Annotated in this window: 19 protein-coding genes; 12 read left to right on the top strand and 7 right to left on the bottom strand. The window is 65.1% G+C overall.

Translation table 11 applies throughout. From position 1 onward, the window contains the following. Nucleotides 1-16: 16 nt before the first annotated feature. The 3 genes from A9K71_RS24115 to A9K71_RS24105 all read right to left on the bottom strand — a co-directional run bounded on the left by A9K71_RS24115 (nt 17) and on the right by A9K71_RS24105 (nt 3128). On the bottom strand, nt 17-1036 hold the full coding sequence (locus A9K71_RS24115) for a LacI family DNA-binding transcriptional regulator (protein WP_067001990.1): 1020 nt from the start codon (nt 1034-1036) through the stop codon (nt 17-19). 48 nt (nt 1037-1084) lie between these two features. Then, complete coding sequence (locus A9K71_RS24110; RefSeq protein WP_067001987.1) at nt 1085-2119, bottom strand: L-idonate 5-dehydrogenase; 1035 nt, start codon at nt 2117-2119, stop codon at nt 1085-1087. 61 nt (nt 2120-2180) lie between these two features. Then, nucleotides 2181-3128 carry a 2-hydroxyacid dehydrogenase gene (locus A9K71_RS24105; protein WP_067001984.1) on the bottom strand — a complete coding sequence of 316 codons (948 nt, stop codon included), beginning with the start codon at nt 3126-3128 and terminating at the stop codon, nt 2181-2183. Between the two features lie 78 nt (nt 3129-3206). Between A9K71_RS24105 and A9K71_RS24100 the strand changes: the two genes are divergently transcribed. The 5 genes from A9K71_RS24100 to A9K71_RS24080 all read left to right on the top strand — a co-directional run bounded on the left by A9K71_RS24100 (nt 3207) and on the right by A9K71_RS24080 (nt 8145). Then, nucleotides 3207-3962: an SDR family oxidoreductase gene (locus A9K71_RS24100; RefSeq protein ID WP_067001981.1), complete on the top strand. Its 756-nt coding sequence runs from the start codon at nt 3207-3209 to the stop codon at nt 3960-3962. Continuing rightward, nucleotides 3931-4467, top strand: coding sequence for a gluconokinase (locus A9K71_RS24095; protein ID WP_082980674.1), 537 nt, complete (start codon nt 3931-3933; stop codon nt 4465-4467). The genes A9K71_RS24100 and A9K71_RS24095 overlap by 32 nt, the downstream gene beginning before the upstream one ends. Next, entirely contained in the window at nt 4464-5351 is an 888-nt protein-coding gene (locus tag A9K71_RS24090; protein ID WP_067001975.1) for an NAD(P)-dependent oxidoreductase, read from the top strand. The genes A9K71_RS24095 and A9K71_RS24090 overlap by 4 nt, the downstream gene beginning before the upstream one ends. Beyond that, nucleotides 5348-5689 carry a hypothetical protein gene (locus tag A9K71_RS24085; RefSeq protein ID WP_067001972.1) on the top strand — a complete coding sequence of 114 codons (342 nt, stop codon included), beginning with the start codon at nt 5348-5350 and terminating at the stop codon, nt 5687-5689. Before A9K71_RS24090 ends, A9K71_RS24085 begins: the two co-directional genes overlap by 4 nt. A 125-nt stretch (nt 5690-5814) precedes the next feature. Continuing rightward, nucleotides 5815-8145 carry a response regulator gene (locus tag A9K71_RS24080; protein ID WP_067001956.1) on the top strand — a complete coding sequence of 777 codons (2331 nt, stop codon included), beginning with the start codon at nt 5815-5817 and terminating at the stop codon, nt 8143-8145. Nucleotide 8146: 1 nt separating this feature from the next. Here the strand turns inward: A9K71_RS24080 and A9K71_RS24075 are convergent, their stop codons facing one another. The 3 genes from A9K71_RS24075 to A9K71_RS24065 all read right to left on the bottom strand — a co-directional run bounded on the left by A9K71_RS24075 (nt 8147) and on the right by A9K71_RS24065 (nt 10696). Beyond that, entirely contained in the window at nt 8147-9007 is an 861-nt protein-coding gene (locus A9K71_RS24075) for a lytic transglycosylase domain-containing protein (RefSeq protein WP_067001953.1), read from the bottom strand. A gap of 3 nt (nt 9008-9010) precedes the next feature. Next, nucleotides 9011-10261 (bottom strand): flavodoxin-dependent (E)-4-hydroxy-3-methylbut-2-enyl-diphosphate synthase, encoded by a 1251-nt coding sequence (ispG, locus tag A9K71_RS24070; RefSeq protein ID WP_067002210.1) that lies wholly within the window; start codon nt 10259-10261, stop codon nt 9011-9013. A 255-nt stretch (nt 10262-10516) separates the two neighbouring features. After that, on the bottom strand, nt 10517-10696 hold the full coding sequence (locus tag A9K71_RS24065; RefSeq protein WP_040998838.1) for a YdcH family protein: 180 nt from the start codon (nt 10694-10696) through the stop codon (nt 10517-10519). 235 nt (nt 10697-10931) lie between these two features. On the opposite strand from A9K71_RS24065, the gene A9K71_RS24060 reads away from it, so the two are divergent. Further along, nucleotides 10932-11135: a DUF465 domain-containing protein gene (locus A9K71_RS24060; RefSeq protein WP_067001951.1), complete on the top strand. Its 204-nt coding sequence runs from the start codon at nt 10932-10934 to the stop codon at nt 11133-11135. Nucleotides 11136-11159: 24 nt separating this feature from the next. On the opposite strand, the gene A9K71_RS24055 is transcribed toward A9K71_RS24060, so the two are convergent. Further along, entirely contained in the window at nt 11160-11960 is an 801-nt protein-coding gene (locus A9K71_RS24055) for an IclR family transcriptional regulator (RefSeq protein WP_067001948.1), read from the bottom strand. Nucleotides 11961-12123: 163 nt separating this feature from the next. Here A9K71_RS24055 and A9K71_RS24050 point away from each other — a divergent pair, with 163 nt between their 5' ends. From A9K71_RS24050 to A9K71_RS24025, 6 genes are all read left to right on the top strand, one after another. Further along, entirely contained in the window at nt 12124-12954 is an 831-nt protein-coding gene (locus tag A9K71_RS24050; RefSeq protein ID WP_197504271.1) for a transporter substrate-binding domain-containing protein, read from the top strand. 122 nt (nt 12955-13076) lie between these two features. After that, the gene (locus A9K71_RS24045; protein WP_067001944.1) at nt 13077-13742 is read left to right on the top strand and encodes an amino acid ABC transporter permease; all 666 of its coding nucleotides are present in this window, start codon (nt 13077-13079) and stop codon (nt 13740-13742) included. After that, complete coding sequence (locus A9K71_RS24040) at nt 13742-14392, top strand: amino acid ABC transporter permease (RefSeq protein ID WP_067001941.1); 651 nt, start codon at nt 13742-13744, stop codon at nt 14390-14392. The genes A9K71_RS24045 and A9K71_RS24040 overlap by 1 nt, the downstream gene beginning before the upstream one ends. 4 nt (nt 14393-14396) lie before the next feature. After that, nucleotides 14397-15191, top strand: a complete 795-nt coding sequence (locus A9K71_RS24035; protein ID WP_067001938.1) for an amino acid ABC transporter ATP-binding protein — start codon at nt 14397-14399, stop codon at nt 15189-15191. Nucleotides 15192-15228: 37 nt separating this feature from the next. Beyond that, nucleotides 15229-15690, top strand: a complete 462-nt coding sequence (locus A9K71_RS24030; protein WP_067001934.1) for a RidA family protein — start codon at nt 15229-15231, stop codon at nt 15688-15690. Between the two features lie 17 nt (nt 15691-15707). Next, on the top strand, nt 15708-16913 hold the full coding sequence (locus A9K71_RS24025) for an aminotransferase class V-fold PLP-dependent enzyme (protein WP_067001931.1): 1206 nt from the start codon (nt 15708-15710) through the stop codon (nt 16911-16913). Nucleotides 16914-16944 lie beyond the last annotated feature (31 nt).

The following is a 16944-nucleotide window of genomic DNA, read 5'->3' as shown; positions in this document are numbered from 1 at the left end:
CGTTTTTTCCGACGCTTCAGGCCGTGTGTCGCACAACAACCTTGGGCGTCATGCCGACTACGACGCGGTCATCGAGCGCTCGCCGCCCGTTGAGCAGGTCGAGCACCAGCTCGGCGACGCGGATGCCGATCTCATGCGCGCCGACGTCGATCGTGGTGATCGAAGGCACCGACTGCTCGGCGAGATCATAGGCGCCGAAGCCGGCAATCGCCACGTCGTCCGGCACGCGGATGCCGCGTCGAACGCATTCCATCAGGGCGCCGAAGGCGGAGAGGTCGGACACGCACATCACCGCTTGTGTATCCGGCCAGCGCGAGATCATCTCGACCATTGCGGTCGCGCCCTCGCGCATCGAGATCGGCGGCACGCCGGAGGCAATCACGCGCGAAGCGTCGAGGCCGCGGTCCTCCAGCGCCGCGACGAAGCCGCGCCGGCGGTCCAGGCCGCGGGTGTCCCGCGAGGTGTCGCCACCGATAAAGCCCAGCCTCGAATAGCCGCGCTGGACGAAATGATCCACCATCAGCCGCCCGGCATCGGCATTGGAAAAGCCGACGACGTGGCCGATGGGGTCGGCCGGCAAATCCCAGGTCTCCACCACCGGAACGCCGGCATTGGCCAGCAGCTTGCGGCAGCGCGGCGTGTGCCGGCCGCCGGTGACGATGATCGCCTCCGGGCGCCGCTGCAGCAATTGCCCGACCAGGCGTTCCTCCTCCTCGACATTATAGTCGGTGAAGCCGAGCAGGATCTCCCGCCCGCTGTCGCGCAGGCCCTCGGTCATCCCGCGCACCGTGTCGGCGAAGTTGGCGTTGTTGATCGAAGGGATCGTCGCGGCCACGAACCCCGACCGCCGCGACGACAGGTTGGCGGCGGTGCTGTCGAAGACATAGCCGAGCTCTTCAGCCGCCTTTAGGATACGGTCGCGCGTATCGGCGCTGACCGAAGCGTCGCGCTTGAAAGCGCGCGACACGGTCATCGTCGAGACGTTGGCGCGATGCGCGACATCGGCCATGGTCGGCCGTTTGGGCGAAGATTGCATGGCAGTACGTTATCGATATCACGGCGGAATGCAACGCGCCGTTGCAGCTCACGCAAACACGATCTGGACCTTCATCGCCTGGCTGCGGTCGTTGGCGAGCTCGAAGCCGGAAAGCGCCTCGTCGACCGGCACCGAGTGGGTGATCAGCGGCTTCACGTCGATCAGCCCCTTGCGCATCAGCTCGACGCCGACGGCGAATTCGGGATGGAAGCGGAACGAGCCGTTGATCGACAGTTCCTTGGCGGTCACCGTTGACATCGGCAGTGCCATCTCGGCGCCGCCGAGGCCGAGCTGGACGATGGTGCCGCGCGGACGCAGCGCCGCGATGCCTTGCGCCAGCGCCGCCGCCGCGCCCGAACATTCGTAGAGGATGTCGAACGTTCCCTTGTCGGCAAGGTAGGGCGCCAATCCTTCCGGCTCGCTTCGGGTGTTGATGGTCTTGTCGGCGCCGGCGCGCATGGCCATCGACAGCGTGAAACCGGTGATGTCGACGGCGACGATCTCGGCGGCACCCGCGCGGCGCGCGCTGATGATCGACAGCAGGCCGATCGGGCCGCAGCCGGTGACCAGCACGCGTTTGCCCAGCATCTCTCCGGCCCGGCGCGTCGCGTGCAGACAGACCGCCAGCGGTTCGGCCATCGCCGCCTCGCCGGCGGTCAGCCCGTCGGCCGGGATGCACTGAATCGCGTCCGCCACCAGCATTTCACGAAACGCGCCCTGGATATGCGGGAACGGCATGGCGCTGCCGTAGAAGCGCATGTTGAGGCACTGGTTGTGCATGCCCTCGCGGCAATAGCGGCAGCTGTAGCAGGGCCGCGACGGAGACACGGCGACAAGCTGTCCCGTCTGCAGTCCATTCACTCCCGGCCCGAGGCTCTCGATCACGCCGGAGACTTCGTGGCCGAGGATCATCGGCTCCTTCAGGCGCACCGTTCCGAAGCCGCCGTGATTGTAGTAGTGCAGGTCGCTGCCGCAGATGCCGCCGGCGGCGAGACGCAACAGCACCTGGCCCGGCCCCGGCTCCTCGACCGGACGGTCCTCGATGCGCAGGTCTTTGGCGGCGTGGATGACGATCGACTTCATGGCAGGCGAACTCCTCAACTGTGCAGGCAGGCTTTGCGTGAAAACTTGCGTTGAAACAATTTCACAGCACCGGCGTCAGCAACGGCTGGCCAGCAAAATGAGCGGCAAGGTTGTCGCGTACCAGCTTGCCCATCGCCTTGCGCGTCTCGATGGTGCCCGACGCATGGTGCGGCTGCAAAAGGACGTTGTCGAGCGCCAGGAACCGCGGATTGAGCTTCGGCTCGCTCTCGAAAACGTCGAGCGCGGCAGACCCGAGCGCCTTCCTCTCGAGCGCATCGAGCAGCGCATCCTCGTCGATATTGGAGGCGCGCGAAATGTTTATCAGCATGCCGTCCTCGCCAAGCGCCGCGATTACCTCGCCATTGACGATGTGGCGCGTCGCGGTCGACGCTGCGAGCGTCACGAACAGGAAATCCGAACGGCCGGCCAGGGCGACGGGATCGGCGACGAACTCCCAGTCCGCAGCGAAATCCTTCGGCGCGACGTCGCTGTAGGCGATGTCCATGCCGAAGCCGGCCAGACGCTTGGCCACCTCATAGCCGATGCGGCCGAGGCCGAGCACGCCGGCCCGCCGGCCCCAGACCCGGCGCTTCAGCGGGTAAAGGCCCTTAGAGGCCCAACTGCCATCGCGCACCCAGCGCTCGGCGCCGATCATGCCGCGCGACAGGCACAGCATCATGGCGATGCCGAGATCGGCGACATCGTTGGTCAACACATCAGGCGTATTGGTGACCCGCACGCCGCGCTCCCGGCACGCCGACAGATCGACCGCGTCGAAGCCGACGCCGTAGACGGAGACGACCTCGAGCGCCGGGCACGCCTCGATCATGGCGCGGTTCGCGCCGAGTTCGCCGCGGGTGGCGATGGCGCGGACCTGCGGCCCGACGTCGGCGAGGAAGGACGGCTTGTCCTCGGCCGCGAAATAACGATGCACCACGAAGGCTTCGTTGAGCGGCACCTCGTCCCACGCGGGATAAGGTCCAACCTGAAGGATATGGGGCCGCTGCATCGGTTTTCGCTCCACTTGACTTGACAGCTGATGTTATCGATAACATAAAGCGGACAGCGACGAGAGGCAATCGAGAAAATGTCGTCCACCTTGTTCGATCTCACCGGGCACACCGCGCTCGTCACCGGCTCCTCGCAAGGCATCGGCTTTGCATTGGCAAAGGGGCTCGCCGGTGCCGGGGCCAAAGTGGTCCTCAACGGCCGCGACGAAGCAAAACTCGCCGTTGCGGCCGCGCAAATCCCCGGCGCTGCGACGCTCGCTTTCGATGCGACCGACCATGATGCGGTACGCGCCGCCATCGATGCGTTCGAGCAGGCTCAAGGAGCGATCGACATCCTCGTCAACAATGCCGGCATGCAGTTCCGTACGCCGCTCGAGGACTTTCCCGCCGACGCGTTCGAGCGCCTGCTGCAGACCAACGTCGCCAGCGTCTTCCATGTCGGCCAGGCTGTGGCGCGCCACATGATCCGGCGCGGCCGCGGCAAGATCATCAACATGGCCAGCGTGCAGACCGCGCTCGCGCGGCCGGGTATCGCACCCTACACGGCGACCAAGGGCGCGGTCGGCAATCTCACCAAGGGCATGGCGACCGACTGGGCCAGGCACGGCCTGCAATGCAACGCCATCGCGCCCGGTTATTTCGACACGCCGCTCAATGCGGCCCTCGTCGCCGACCCGGCCTTCAGCGCCTGGCTTGAAAAGCGCACGCCGGCCGGCCGCTGGGGCAAGGTCGAAGAACTGGTCGGCGCCTGCGTCTTCCTGGCGTCCGACGCCTCCTCCTTTGTCAACGGACATGTCCTCTATGTCGATGGCGGCATCACAGCTTCGATCTGACCTGCCGCCGCGCATGGTCGTCATGGGCGTCACCGGTTCGGGCAAAACGACGGTCGGCGAGGCGCTGGCCCGTGCGATCCACGCGACGTATGTGGAAGGCGACAAGCTGCACCCCGGGGCCAACATCGCCAAGATGAGCGCAGGCATTCCGCTTGACGACGCCGACAGGTGGCCATGGCTTGCGAAAGTCGGCGGAACGCTGAGGCTGCAGCCCGCACCGGTCATCGTCGGTTGTTCGGCGCTGAAGCGCGCCTATCGCGATTTCATCACCGAGCAGGCCCGCGCGCCGGTGCTGTTCATCTATCTCGATGGTTCGCGTGAACTGATTTCCCGGCGCATGAGCGAGCGCACCGGCCATTTCATGCCGACCGGCCTGCTCGACAGCCAGTTCGCGACGTTGGAAGTGCCAGGCAAGGACGAGAATGCCATCGCGGTGGCGATCGACGCACCGCTCGAAAAGATTGTCGCGGACATAACGTCCAGATTTGAGGAGCGACCGTCATGACCAACATAGTCGCGCTAATCGGTGCCGGTGCCATGGGCGGAGCGATCGGCGATCGCCTGCTCGCTACCGGCAACCGGCTCTTCGTGTTTGATCTCGACACGGCCAAGGTGGAAACGCTGGTTGCGAAGGGCGCCAGCGCCGCAGCCAGCGCGGCCGCGGCCGCCGCAGCGGCCGACTTCGTCATCCTCAGCCTCAATTCCGCGGCGATCGTGCGCCGCGCCGTGTTCGGAGATGGCGGCGTCGCCGCCGGCGCGAAGCCCGGCACGCTGATCATCGACATGTCGTCCATCGACCCCGACGCGACGCGCCAGCTGGCGGCGGACGCCGGCGAAAGGAGTCTGCGCTGGGTCGACTCTCCGCTCTCGGGCGGGGCGCCGAAAGCCCTCGTCGGCGAGCTGACGCTGATGGCCGGCGGCAAGGCGGAAGATGTGGCGGACGCGCACAAGGTGCTCCACCAGGTCGCCAGCAACTATACGCATATGGGCCCGGCCGGTGCGGGGCAGACGACCAAGCTGATCAACCAGGTGCTCTGCGCCCTGAATTTCATGGCTGTGGCGGAAGCGACCCGGCTGGCGCTGGACGCCGGTGTCGACGCGCTCAAGATTCCGCAGGCGCTGAAGGGCGGCCGCGCCGACGGCGCCATCCTGCAGGAATACCTGCCGCGCTTCGCCACCCGCGACTACCGCCGCACCGGCCGCATCGACAACATGGTGAAGGACCTCAACGCTGCGCAGGACCTGGCGCGGCGCACGCATACGGCAATGCCGCTGACGGCGCTGTGCGCCGAGGTACATCGCCTGCTGACGGCCGCCGGACTGGGTGGCGAGGACCAGGCCGCTTTGATGGAATTTTTCCGACGCAAGGATGAGGAGGACAACAAATGATCACGCGCTACGCATTGTTCGAGGGCAAGGTGAAGGACGGTCAGACGGAGGCGTTCCGCAGGGACGTGATCGAGACCGTGCTGCCCAAATGGAAGGCGTTCCCGGGCGCGCTCGACGTACGCGTCAGCTTTGCCGAGAAGCGCGACGACGGCGCGCCGGAATTCCCGATGATCCTGGCGATCAATTACCGCGACATGGCGGCGGTAAACGCGGCCCTCGCTAGCCCAGCCCGCGCCGAATCGCGCGCCGCGACCGAAGCGGTGCTGTCCCGATATTTCGAGGGCCGCATTCACCACCACGTCACCATCGCCAACGAGTTTCCCTTGTCGACGGATTGACGAGCTTAAATCTTCCCCTGAGCCCTCAATGCGCAGGCAAGACAGGCAGCCGCACCAACGAAATCTTAATGTAAATCAAGCGTAATCCCGACCGTTAAAATTGTGCGTTTGGGTTGGGGTTGCGCATGCCGGAGTATTCCTCCTTCATCCGGTCGATCCGGGTCCGCTATATTTCGGGATTGCTCGTCTTTGCCCTGGCCTCGGCGGCCGTCATGTTCGCGCTCAACCGCGTGAACTCATACCGCCACGAGGTCGATGCCTTGAGCGCCAATTTCGTCATCTTCTCGCGCGACCTGCGCAACGCCACCAATTTCGCCGAGACGACCGGAACCGTGTGGCGGGCCGAGACCCGCGATGGGCTGACCGCAGCCGCGCGCGGCCATTCCGAACGGCTGATGGGCGAGATCGAAATCCTGAACGCGCAGCTCGCGGCGATCAGGCCGCGGCTGTCGAAGAATACGCTCAATGCGCTCGAATCCGCTTCGGTGAACGACGATCTGTTCTGGTCGGCGCGCGACATGGTGCGCAATTTCAACCTGATGTCGGTGGCCCAGACAGTCGACGAATGGAGCTACCGCGAGATCCGCAACCAGAACGATCTTTTCGCCCAGCCGATGCTGGTGCGCGTGCGCACCGCGCTCGATGACGAGCGGCGCCTCGCCGATGCCGCCAGCGACCGGCTGCTCCTATGGGCGAGCGGTCTGCTGATCGCCGTCATCGCCATCGCCGCGGTTCTGATCTTCCGGCCGATGGAGAACGCGATCCGCCGCGCCTTCGCCGAAACCGCCGCATCGTTGTTCAAGGCCGAGGCGGCCGACCGGGCGAAATCGGAATTCCTCGCCAATATGAGCCATGAGATCCGCACGCCGATGAACGGCGTGCTCGGCATGGCCGAGCTTCTCGCCAAGACCGAGCTGACGCCGCGCCAGAAGACCTTCACCGACGTCATCGTCAAATCCGGCAACGCGCTGCTCACCATCATCAACGACATTCTCGATTTCTCGAAGATCAATGCCGGCCAGCTGACGCTCGACCCCGCCCCGTTCCGCCTGGCCGAAGCGGTCGAGGACGTGGCCACGCTGGTCTCGGCCCGCGTTGCCGAAAAGAACCTCGAGCTCATCGTGCGCGTCGACCCGCGCCTGCCTGGCTTCGTCGTCGGCGACGCCGGCCGTTTCCGCCAGATCGTTACCAACCTGCTCGGCAATGCGGTGAAGTTCACCGAGAAGGGGCATGTGCTGATCGATGTCGGCGGCGATGTGGTCGATGGGACCGTCCAGCTCAAGGTCCGCGTCGAGGACACCGGCATCGGAATCCCCGCCGAAAAGCTGCAGAGCGTGTTCGAGAAATTCGCCCAGGTCGACGGCTCGTCCACCCGTCGTCACGAAGGCACCGGGCTCGGCCTTGCCATCTCCGCCCGCCTCGTCGACCTGATGGGCGGCAAGATCGGCGTTGAGAGCGAGATCGGCCGCGGCTCGGTCTTCTGGTTCGCCGTACCGCTGCCGGCACACAAACAGCAAGCGCGCGACGAGATCGTGCCGGTCGACGTCACCGGCGCCCGCGTCCTGGTCATCGACGACAACCCGGTCAATCGCGAGATCCTGCTCGAGCAGCTGCGCAGCTGGAGCTTCGACTGCGCCGCGGCCGAAAGCGGCGCCGTCGGCCTCGCCTTCCTCGACCGCGCCTGCCAGCTCGGCGCTTCGGTCGACTGCATCATCCTTGACTACCAGATGCCCGGCATGAACGGCGCCGACGTCGCCAAGGCGATTGCCGCCGACAGCCGCCTGTCTTCCATTCCGGTCGTGCTGCTCACCTCGGTCGACCAGGTCGATTTCGGCCGATTGGTGATCGATTTCGGCATCGTCGCGCATCTCACCAAGCCGGCGCGTTCGGCGGTGCTGCTCGGCACCGTGATCTCCGCCATCCAGAAGGCGCGCACGCAAGGCGGCAAGGCGCATTTCGTGCGCGAGCCGGTCGTCGTCCAGTCAGCTCCGCCGCCCTTCACCGTCATCCGCGGTCCAGCCGTTCCGGTCCTCGCGCCCGAACCGGCGGCGGCGCCGGGCGGTCCGATCGATATCCTGATCGCCGAGGACAATGACGTGAACCAATTGGTCTTCGGACAGATCCTCAACGGCCTCGGCCTCAGCTATCGCATTGCCGGCAACGGCCGCACCGCGGTCGAGATGTACCGCTCGCTGCGGCCCCGGCTGGTGCTGATGGACGTCTCCATGCCGGAGATGAACGGTTACGAGGCGACGCGCGCCATCCGCGCCATCGAAGGGCAGAACGGCAGCCATACGCCGATCATCGGCGTCACCGCGCATGCGCTGAAGGGCGACCGCGAAAAATGCATGGAGGCCGGCATGGATGACTACCTGCCGAAGCCGGTCTCCCCGGACCGCCTCGGCGCCAAGATCGGCACCTGGCTCAGCGAGACGGTGGCGACGAAGACGGCTTGAGCTACCGGTTTCGCATAACCAGGCACGCCCCGCCGACGCTTTGCAGCTTATTGCAGATGCCGTTGGCCTCGGCGCGCGAGTCGGCACCGATCCTGACCGCATAGATGCCGCGCCGGCCGATCGGCGTGCGCACGCGGCTGACCACAGGATCATGGCTGCCAAGCAGGGAAGGGAATCGGCCGCGAACCCGCAACCACTGGCTGATTGCGGCGGAGCGGCGGAAATTGCCGGCCACCTGGACGCCCCATGGCTTGACGTTGATCGAGGCCATGGCGACGGTCTGCGACATGATCACCGGTAGCCTGCGGCAGGCGACCGCGAAGCTCATCTTCGCATCGAGCGGCCGGATAGTGCCGGCATAGGCGGTGTCCGAGAACTTGTCGACCGGCTCGCCCATGATGTCGAAGACATAGCTTTCGGTCTCCATCGGCAGGAAGCCGCCGGAGGACAGCCAGCGCGACACGCGGTTCTCGCCCGCATTGTAGGCGGCAGCCGCGAGGCCGAGATTGCCGTAGCCCGCCTTCATCTCGGCAAGATACTTGGCCGAGGCGGGGATCGCCTGCCCGATGTCGAAGGGATCGGCAAGCCCGCGCAGCTTGGCGGTGCCCGGCATGAACTGGGCGATGCCTTCGGCGCCCACGGGGCTCACCGCGTTCGGATCGAAGCGGCTCTCCTTCCAGATCAGCCGGGCGAAGAAATCCTTGGGCAGGCCATTTTGCTCGGCCTGAGTTTCGATCAGATCACAGACGCGGTTGATTAGCCGTTTTGCGGCCGATCGCGACTGCGGCGGATCGGCGAATGCCTGACCGGCAGGGATCAGCGCGCAAATCAGGATCAGTGCCGTCCTGAGCAAGCGCTGCATGGCTTATTCCGCGGCGGCTTTGCCGTGTCCGTACCGCTGCTCGATATAGTCGGCGACCATCTTTTCGAAATCCTGCGCGATCGAGGGACCACGCAGCGTCGCCGCCTTCTTGCCGTCGATGAACACCGGCGCCGTCGGCGTCTCGCCGGTTCCGGGCAAAGATATGCCGATGTCGGCATGCTTGGATTCGCCGGGGCCGTTGACGATACAGCCCATCACCGCGACCTTGAGGTTCTCGACGCCCGGATATTTCTCGCGCCACACCGGCATGTTCTTGCGGATGTCGGCCTGGATGCTCTGGGCCAGTTCCTGGAAGACGGTGGAGGTCGTGCGGCCGCAGCCGGGGCAGGCCGCGACGATCGGCACGAACTGCCGGAAGCCCATCGTCTGCAAAAGTTCCTGCGACACCTGCACCTCGCGCGTGCGGTCGCCGTTCGGCTCCGGCGTCAGCGAGATGCGGATCGTGTCGCCGATGCCCTGCTGCAGAAGGATACCCATGGCAGCTGAGGAAGCGACGATGCCCTTGGTGCCCATGCCGGCCTCGGTCAGCCCGAGATGCAGCGCATGGTTGGAGCGGGTCGCAAGCTCGGTATAGACGGCGATCAGATCCTGGACCCCGCTGACCTTGGCCGACAGGATGATCTTGTCGCGGCCGAGCCCGATCTCTTCCGCCATCTCCGCCGACAGGATCGCCGACTGCACGATCGCCTCGCGGGTGACTTCCTGGGCGGTGAGCGGCGAGCCCTGGGCCTGGTTGTCATCCATCAGCCGGGTCAAGAGCTCCTGGTCGAGCGAGCCCCAGTTGACGCCTATGCGCACCGGCTTGTCGTATCTGATCGCCATCTCGACGATCGCGGCGAACTGGCGGTCCTTCTTTTCCTTGAAGCCGACATTGCCGGGGTTGATGCGGTATTTCGCCAGCGCCTCGGCGCAGGCCGGGTGATCGGCGAGCAGCTTGTGACCGATATAGTGGAAGTCGCCGACCAGCGGTACGTTGACGCCGAGCCGGGCCAGCCGATCACGGATGCGCGGCACGGCGGCGGCGCTTTCGTCGCGGTCGACGGTGATGCGCACGATCTCCGAGCCGGCGCGATGCAGCGCCGCCACCTGGGCAACGGTTTGATCGATGTCGGCGGTATCGGTGTTGGTCATCGACTGCACGACGACCGGCGCGCCGCCGCCGACCATCACGCCGCCGACATCGACGCCGACCGATGCGCGCCGCGGGAAAGGAGAAGAAAAATATCCGGTCATGCCGGCCGCCTTCATCTGGAAGTTCCGGGCATGAGGTGGCGGAGCAAAGATGGCTTGTCAATGGCCGGTGACAGCCACGGTCCGCAAATCGGCTGCCCCTTCGGCGGCGGCCGTGCGGTTCAGCAGCCCACATCGGGCTGCGGTTGCATTCCGGGAAGAGTTCGGGAAATTCAGCGTAAACTCACCGGACCGGCGGCATTCTTGCCACCGGTTGGGTTGCACCCGACGGGTGCGGTTATGCTGCCTAGAGGAGTTTCAGTGTGCCGTCGGTTTCGCCTTCAGCTTTTCAATCTCGTCCTTGATTGCCAGCTTGCGCCGCTTCAGAGTGGCGATCTCGAGGTCGTCTACCGAAGGATGATTCATCGCGTCGATAAGCTCGCGCTCGATGTCGCCGTGCTTCCGCTGCAGCTCATCAAGATGGGATGCAAGAGACATGATTGGTTCTCCCTTTCATGGATTCCTCGATTGCAGCCGTCTCAGGCACGTCCACCGCAGGTCGCTACTGTGACGGCACGATGACAGTTTGCCACCAACCAATCTCGATGTCGAATGCCGCGTGGTAGCATTCCACGACAATGTGAAATGTGATATCAGCGGCCCGCCGGTCACAAACCCCACCGGCCCCGCCCAAAGGCCCATCCCTGGGCGACGCATACGCAGACGGTAGATAATGTCCGAACAGGAACAGGCTGAGATACGCCTCGAATATTCCCGGCTCAAACAGGAACACGCCGATTTCGACGCCGCCATCAATGCGATGATCGCCATGGGTTGCGACCCGCTGCAGATCCAGCGCATGAAGAAGAAGAAGCTGATGCTGAAGGACCGGCTGATGGCGCTGGAAGACCGCATCATCCCCGACATCATCGCCTGACCGGCAGCTTCCTTCGCTCGACGGCTAAGAGATCGAAAGCCGCGCGGCGCGGTCACGCAGCAGCGCGACCAGCTCGCCTGTCCGATCTTCCGACGTGTCGATCGGAACCACCAGGCACATCGTCGCCTCGATCTTCCCGGGCGCTGAAAAGACCGGCGCCGCCAAGCATTTGGTATAGGCGTCGACAAGGCCCGACGTCACGCAATAGCCGGTGACGCGGGCTTTTGCGATGTCGTCGATGAAGTCGTCGAGCTCGATCTTGCGGCCATCCGGCAGCACGAGGTCGTCCGGGGAGATCATCGCCTCGATCCGGCTGCGTTCCAGGCCGGCGAGCAGCAGCCGGCCCGACGCGGTCCAAGGCAGCGGGATCTGCAGGCCGGTGGCCGAGCTGATGCGGAACGGCCTGGTGCCCGGGCTCGAATGGACGATCGTGTAGCGGCCGCTCTGCAGCATGCACAGCTCCGAGGTCTCGCCGGTCTCGCGCGACAGCGTGTCGACCTCCTGCCGTCCGCGCCTGAGGAGGTCGTTGCCGCGCATATAGGCCATTCCGTAGAGGTAAAGCTTCTTGCCGAAATAGACGCGGTTGCCGTCGCCGGCCATCTCCAGGAGACCGGCACCGACCAGCTCGCGAACGAGCGTGTAGGTCGTCGAGCGGGGGGCGTTGAGCCCCTTGGCCAGCTCGCCGATGCCGATCGCGCGCTGCCTCGCATGCAGGAACTCCAGAATGTGCAGCGCGCGGTTGAGACCCTTTTCGCGAGAATTCGCGGGCCTCTCTTCGTCCGAACCTGCGGCCCGCCACTCGGTCAGTGCTTCGCCATCTTGCATTGTCGATTCCCGGTGTTAGTATCTGTCTTGTACAGGATACATACGTCTCTTGTAAGAGACAATCGTATATCGATTGCTGACGCGTGTATTCATGGGGAACACACCACCAAAGGAGGTCGCCGTGAACGACACATCCGGAAGACGTGATTTTCTGAAATTGGGAATGGCCGGACTTGCCACCGCCGGCGCGCTCACCGCGGTCAGCGCCGAGAAGGCCGCCGCGCAAGCCGCGTCCGACAGCGTACTGCGGACCGCGCTCGATCGCGGCAAGCTGATCGTAGGCACCGGCAGCACCAACGCGCCGTGGCATTTCGAGAACGATGCCGGCGAGCTGGTCGGCATGGACATCACCATGGGGCGCATCCTCGCCAAGGGCCTTTTCGATGACCCGACCAAGGTCGAATTCGTCATGCAGGATCCGGCGCAGCGCATTCCGAACGTGACCACCAACAAGGTCGACATCACCATCCAGTTCATGACCATGACGGCGCAGCGCTCGCAGCTGATCCACTTCTCGCGCCCCTACTATGTCGAAGGCGTCGCGCTGCTGACGCTGCCCGGCTCCGAGAACAAGACTTTCGACAAGCTGCTGGCGAACGGCTCGGCCACGCGCATCTCGATCCTGCAGAATGTCGATGCCGAAAACTCGGTGCACTTTGCCCTGCCGCAGGCGCAGGTGATGCAGATCGACACCCAGGCCAACGTGCTGCAGGCGCTGGAATCCAAGCGCGTCGACGCCGCCGCGGTCGACCTCTCCACCGTGCGCTGGCTCGCCTCGCGCAACCCGGACAAATATTTCGACGCCGGCAAGAGCTGGTATTCGATGCTTTACGGCGCGGCCATCAGGCAGGGCGACCTCGACTGGCTGACCTACGTGAACCAGACCTTCACCATCGCCATGTTCGGCCACGAGACGGCGCTCTACGACGCTGCCTTCAAGGAATATTTCGGCCAGGAGCCGCCGCCGCGCCATCCGGGCTTCCCGGTCATCTGACGAGGCCCGTCTGACTTTAGCCGGCGGAGGGACGCAACAAGCGCCCTTCCGCCTGTTCTCCTCGACACGGGTTCCTGCAGTGGCGAATTCTTTATCGTCACCAAGGCCATTGAGACGGACGCATGGGCTATACGCTCAATTTCAACCTGATCTGGCGCCATTTCGACAAGCTGTGGGGCGGACTGCTGCTCAGCCTCGAGCTTGCCGTGATCTCGATCGCCATCGGCATTGTCATCGGGCTGGTACTGGCCGTCTGGTATGTCTCGGCCGGGCGCGTCGTGCGCGGCATTATCGCGTCTTACGTCGAATTCATCCGCAACGTGCCGCTGATCCTCTTGGTCTATCTGGTCTTCTACGGTCTGCCGACCGTCATCGACCTGGCCTACAGCGCGCAGACGTCCTTCGTCGCCACGCTTGCCGTCTACAGCGGCGCCTATCTGGTCGAAGTGTTCCGATCCGGCCTCGAAGCCGTGCCGCGCGGCCAGATCGATGCCGGCAAGGCGATCGGCCTTACGCCATGGCGGCGGCTGGTCCATGTGCGGCTGCCGACGATGATGCGCATCACCCTGCCGGCGCTTTCGAACACCTTCATCTCGCTGTTCAAGGACACGTCCGTCGCTTCCGTCATCTCGGTGCCCGAGCTGACCTACGGCGCGCAATGGATCAACTTCAACACCTTCCGCATCGTCGAGGTCTATCTGGTGGTGACGGCGATGTATCTGGTGACGGGTTACGCCCTGCTCTTCGCGCTCCGGCTGGTCGAGCGCTGGTATAGGACGGCGCGCTGATGCTTGGCCAGATCGCCTACGCCCTGCCGTTCCTCGCCGAAGGCTTCGCGCTGACGCTTTGGGTGTCGCTGCTCGTCGTGGTGCTGTCGCTGATCGCCGGCGTTGTCCTCGGCGTCGGCCTCGTCTACGGGCCCGCACCCTTGCGCTGGGCGGTGCGGATCTTCAGCGACACCGTCCGCGGCATCCCGATCCTGGTGCTGATCTTCTTCGTCTATTACGGCCTGCCGGCCGTCGGCGTGCATCTCCAGTCCTTCTGGGCGGCGGTGCTGGCGTTGACCTTGTTCAAGACCGCGCAGGTCGTCGAATATCTGCGCGGCGCGGTCGCCTCGATCCCGAAAGGCCAATCGGAAGCGGCGATGGCGATCGGCCTGACCTTTCGCCAGCGCCTTACCTACGTGATTTTCCCGCAGGCCTTCCGCCGCTTCCTGCCGCCTTGGATCAACGGCGTCACCGACGCGGTCAAGGGCAGCGCGCTGGTCTCGCTGCTCGGCATCACCGATCTGATGCAGGCCATCAACCAGGTCATCGGCCGCACCTATGAGGCGATGCCGCTCTATATCCTCGGCGCCCTTCTCTATTTCGGCGTCAACTACGCGCTTTCGCTTGCCAGCCGACGGCTGGAGCAGCGCTTTGCCTTCATCCGGGAATAGCACAATGGCCACCACTTCCGATAACAGCCCTGCGCTTCTCGATATCGCCGAGGTCTCGAAATCCTTTGGCTCGGTCGAGGTGCTGCGCTCGGTCAGCCTCAAGGTGGCGAAGGGCGAGGTGGTCGCCATCATCGGACCGTCCGGCAGCGGCAAGACCACGCTGCTGCGCTGCGTCAACTTCCTCGAAAGCTACGACAGCGGCTCGATCCGCATCGACGGCAAGGAGGTCGGTTTTCGCGACGGCGGCGCGCGCCAGCGCCGCAGCGAGCGCGACTTGGCCGCCATGCGCGCCGAGACGGGCATGGTGTTCCAGGGCTTCAACCTGTTCCCGCATCTGACGGCGGCCGGCAACATCATGCTCGGCCTCACCAAGGTACGCGGCAAGAGCAGCGGCGAGGCGCGCTCGATCGCCGAGCACTGGCTGGGTCGTGTCGGTCTCGCCCACAAGGCCGACAGCCTGCCCGCCGAGCTTTCCGGCGGCCAGCAGCAGCGTGTCGGCATCGCCCGCGCCGTCGCCATGGAGCCGAAGATCCTGCTGCTCGACGAGATCACCTCGGCCCTCGATCCGGAACTCGTCGGCGAGGTTCTGGCCGTGGTGAAAAGCCTCGCCGAGGACGGCATGACCATGGTGATGGTGACGCATGAGATGGCCTTCGCCCGCGACGCCTCAAGCCGCATCGTCTTCATGGCCGACGGCGGCGTCAGCGCCGTCGGGCCGCCGAAGGAGGTGCTTGCCGCGGAGACCACGAACGAGCGCCTGCGGACTTTTTTGGCGCGCTTCCGCGCCTCGCAATTCTGACATCGGATGGCAAATGCCATCCAAGGAGCATTCTTCCATGACGCCTTACACCCGGCTCGCCGAACTCGGCCTGACGCTGCCCGAGCCGCCAACGCCCATCGCCAACTTCGTCACTCATGCCGAGAGCGGCCGGCTGATCTTCCTCTCGGGCCAGGGGCCGCTGCGCGCCGATGGCACGCTTTGCACCGGCAAGGTCGGCGAGGACGTCACCGTCGAACAGGCCTATGAGCATGCCCGGCTCACCGGCCTCAACCTGCTTGCCGTCATGCACGCGGCGGCGGGCGACCTCGGGCGCATCGTGCGCGTCGTCAAGCTGCTCGGCTTCGTCAATGCGACGCCGACCTTCAGCGATCACCCGAAGGTGGTCAATGGCTGCTCCGATCTCTTCGCCGATGTCTTCGACAAGATCGGCGGCCACGCGCGCTCGGCGATCGGTGTCGGCTCGCTGCCTGGAAACATCACCGTCGAAATCGAAGCGGTCGTCGAGATCGCCGCCTGACACTGGGATCTGCTGCCATGAAAACCTATTCCGAGAACGGCTCCAACACTACGATCCGCGAGCGGCTGGGACTCCGTCCGATCATCAACGTCTCGGGCACGATGACGACGCTCGGCGCTTCCATCATCGTCCCGGAAGCGATCAGCGCCATGGCCGAGATCGCCTCGCAATGGGTGGAGATGGACGATTTGCAGCGCGCCGCGAGCGCAGTCGTCGCCCGTCTCACCGGCAGCGAGGCCGGCTTCATCACCGCCTGCTGCGCCTCAGGCATCACAATGGCGATCGCCGGCGCGATGACCGGCACCAACCTGCTGGCCATCGAACGGCTGCCCGACGACACCGAAGGGCTGAAATCGGAGGTCGTCATCCAGCTCGGCCATATCGTCAATTACGGCGCGCCGATCGATCAGTCGATCCGCGTGGCCGGCGCCAAGGTCATTCCGGCGGGCACCGTCAGCGTCACGCAGGATTACCACGTGCGCGAGGCGATCAACGAGCGCACGGCGGCCGCGCTTTACGTCGTCGCCCACCACACGGTGCAGTACGGCATGCTTTCGCTGGAGGAGTTCTGCGAGATCTGCCACGCCAAGAATGTGCCGGTGATCGTCGATGCCGCTTCGGAATACGATCTGCGGACATTTCTCGCGCAAGGCGCCGACATCGTCGTCTACAGCGGCCACAAATTCCTGAGTGGCCCGACCAGCGGCATCGTCACCGGCCGCAAGGATCTGGTGCGCGCCGCCTATCTGCAGAATCGCGGCGTCGCCCGGGCCATGAAGGTCGGGAAGGAAAGCATCGCCGGCACCATGGCGGCGCTCGACGCCTGGGAAAAGCGCGACCATGCCGGCATCCGCCGGCGCGAAGAGGCAGCGCTCGATCTGTGGAAGGATGCGCTGCAAGGCATTCCGGGCATTGGCGCTGAGATCGTGCCCGACCCAACCGCCAACCCGCTCGACCGCCTGCAGGTGTTCGTCCGTCCGGAGAGCCGCTTCACCGCCGCGGGCCTAGCCTCGGCTTTGGCCGCCGGCTCCCCGCCGGTTATTGTGCGCAACCACGAGGTCGAACGCGGCCATTTCTTCCTCGACCCCTGCAATCTCCATCCCGGCGAGGCCGAGATCGTGGCCGAGTGCTTGCGCGCGGTACTGACTGCCTCGGAGCGTCCCGCGGATGCGATGAAAGCGGCGCGCAAGGATTCGGCGGGCGCGCTGCGCTGGCCGGACTAGGCCTCGCCACCGTCGGCCCGCAGCCGCGACA

It is taken from the genome of Mesorhizobium sp. WSM3873, from assembly GCF_001672445.1.
Classification (GTDB): Bacteria; Pseudomonadota; Alphaproteobacteria; order Rhizobiales; family Rhizobiaceae; genus Mesorhizobium.
This window is presented reverse-complemented; position numbering and strand designations above follow the sequence as displayed.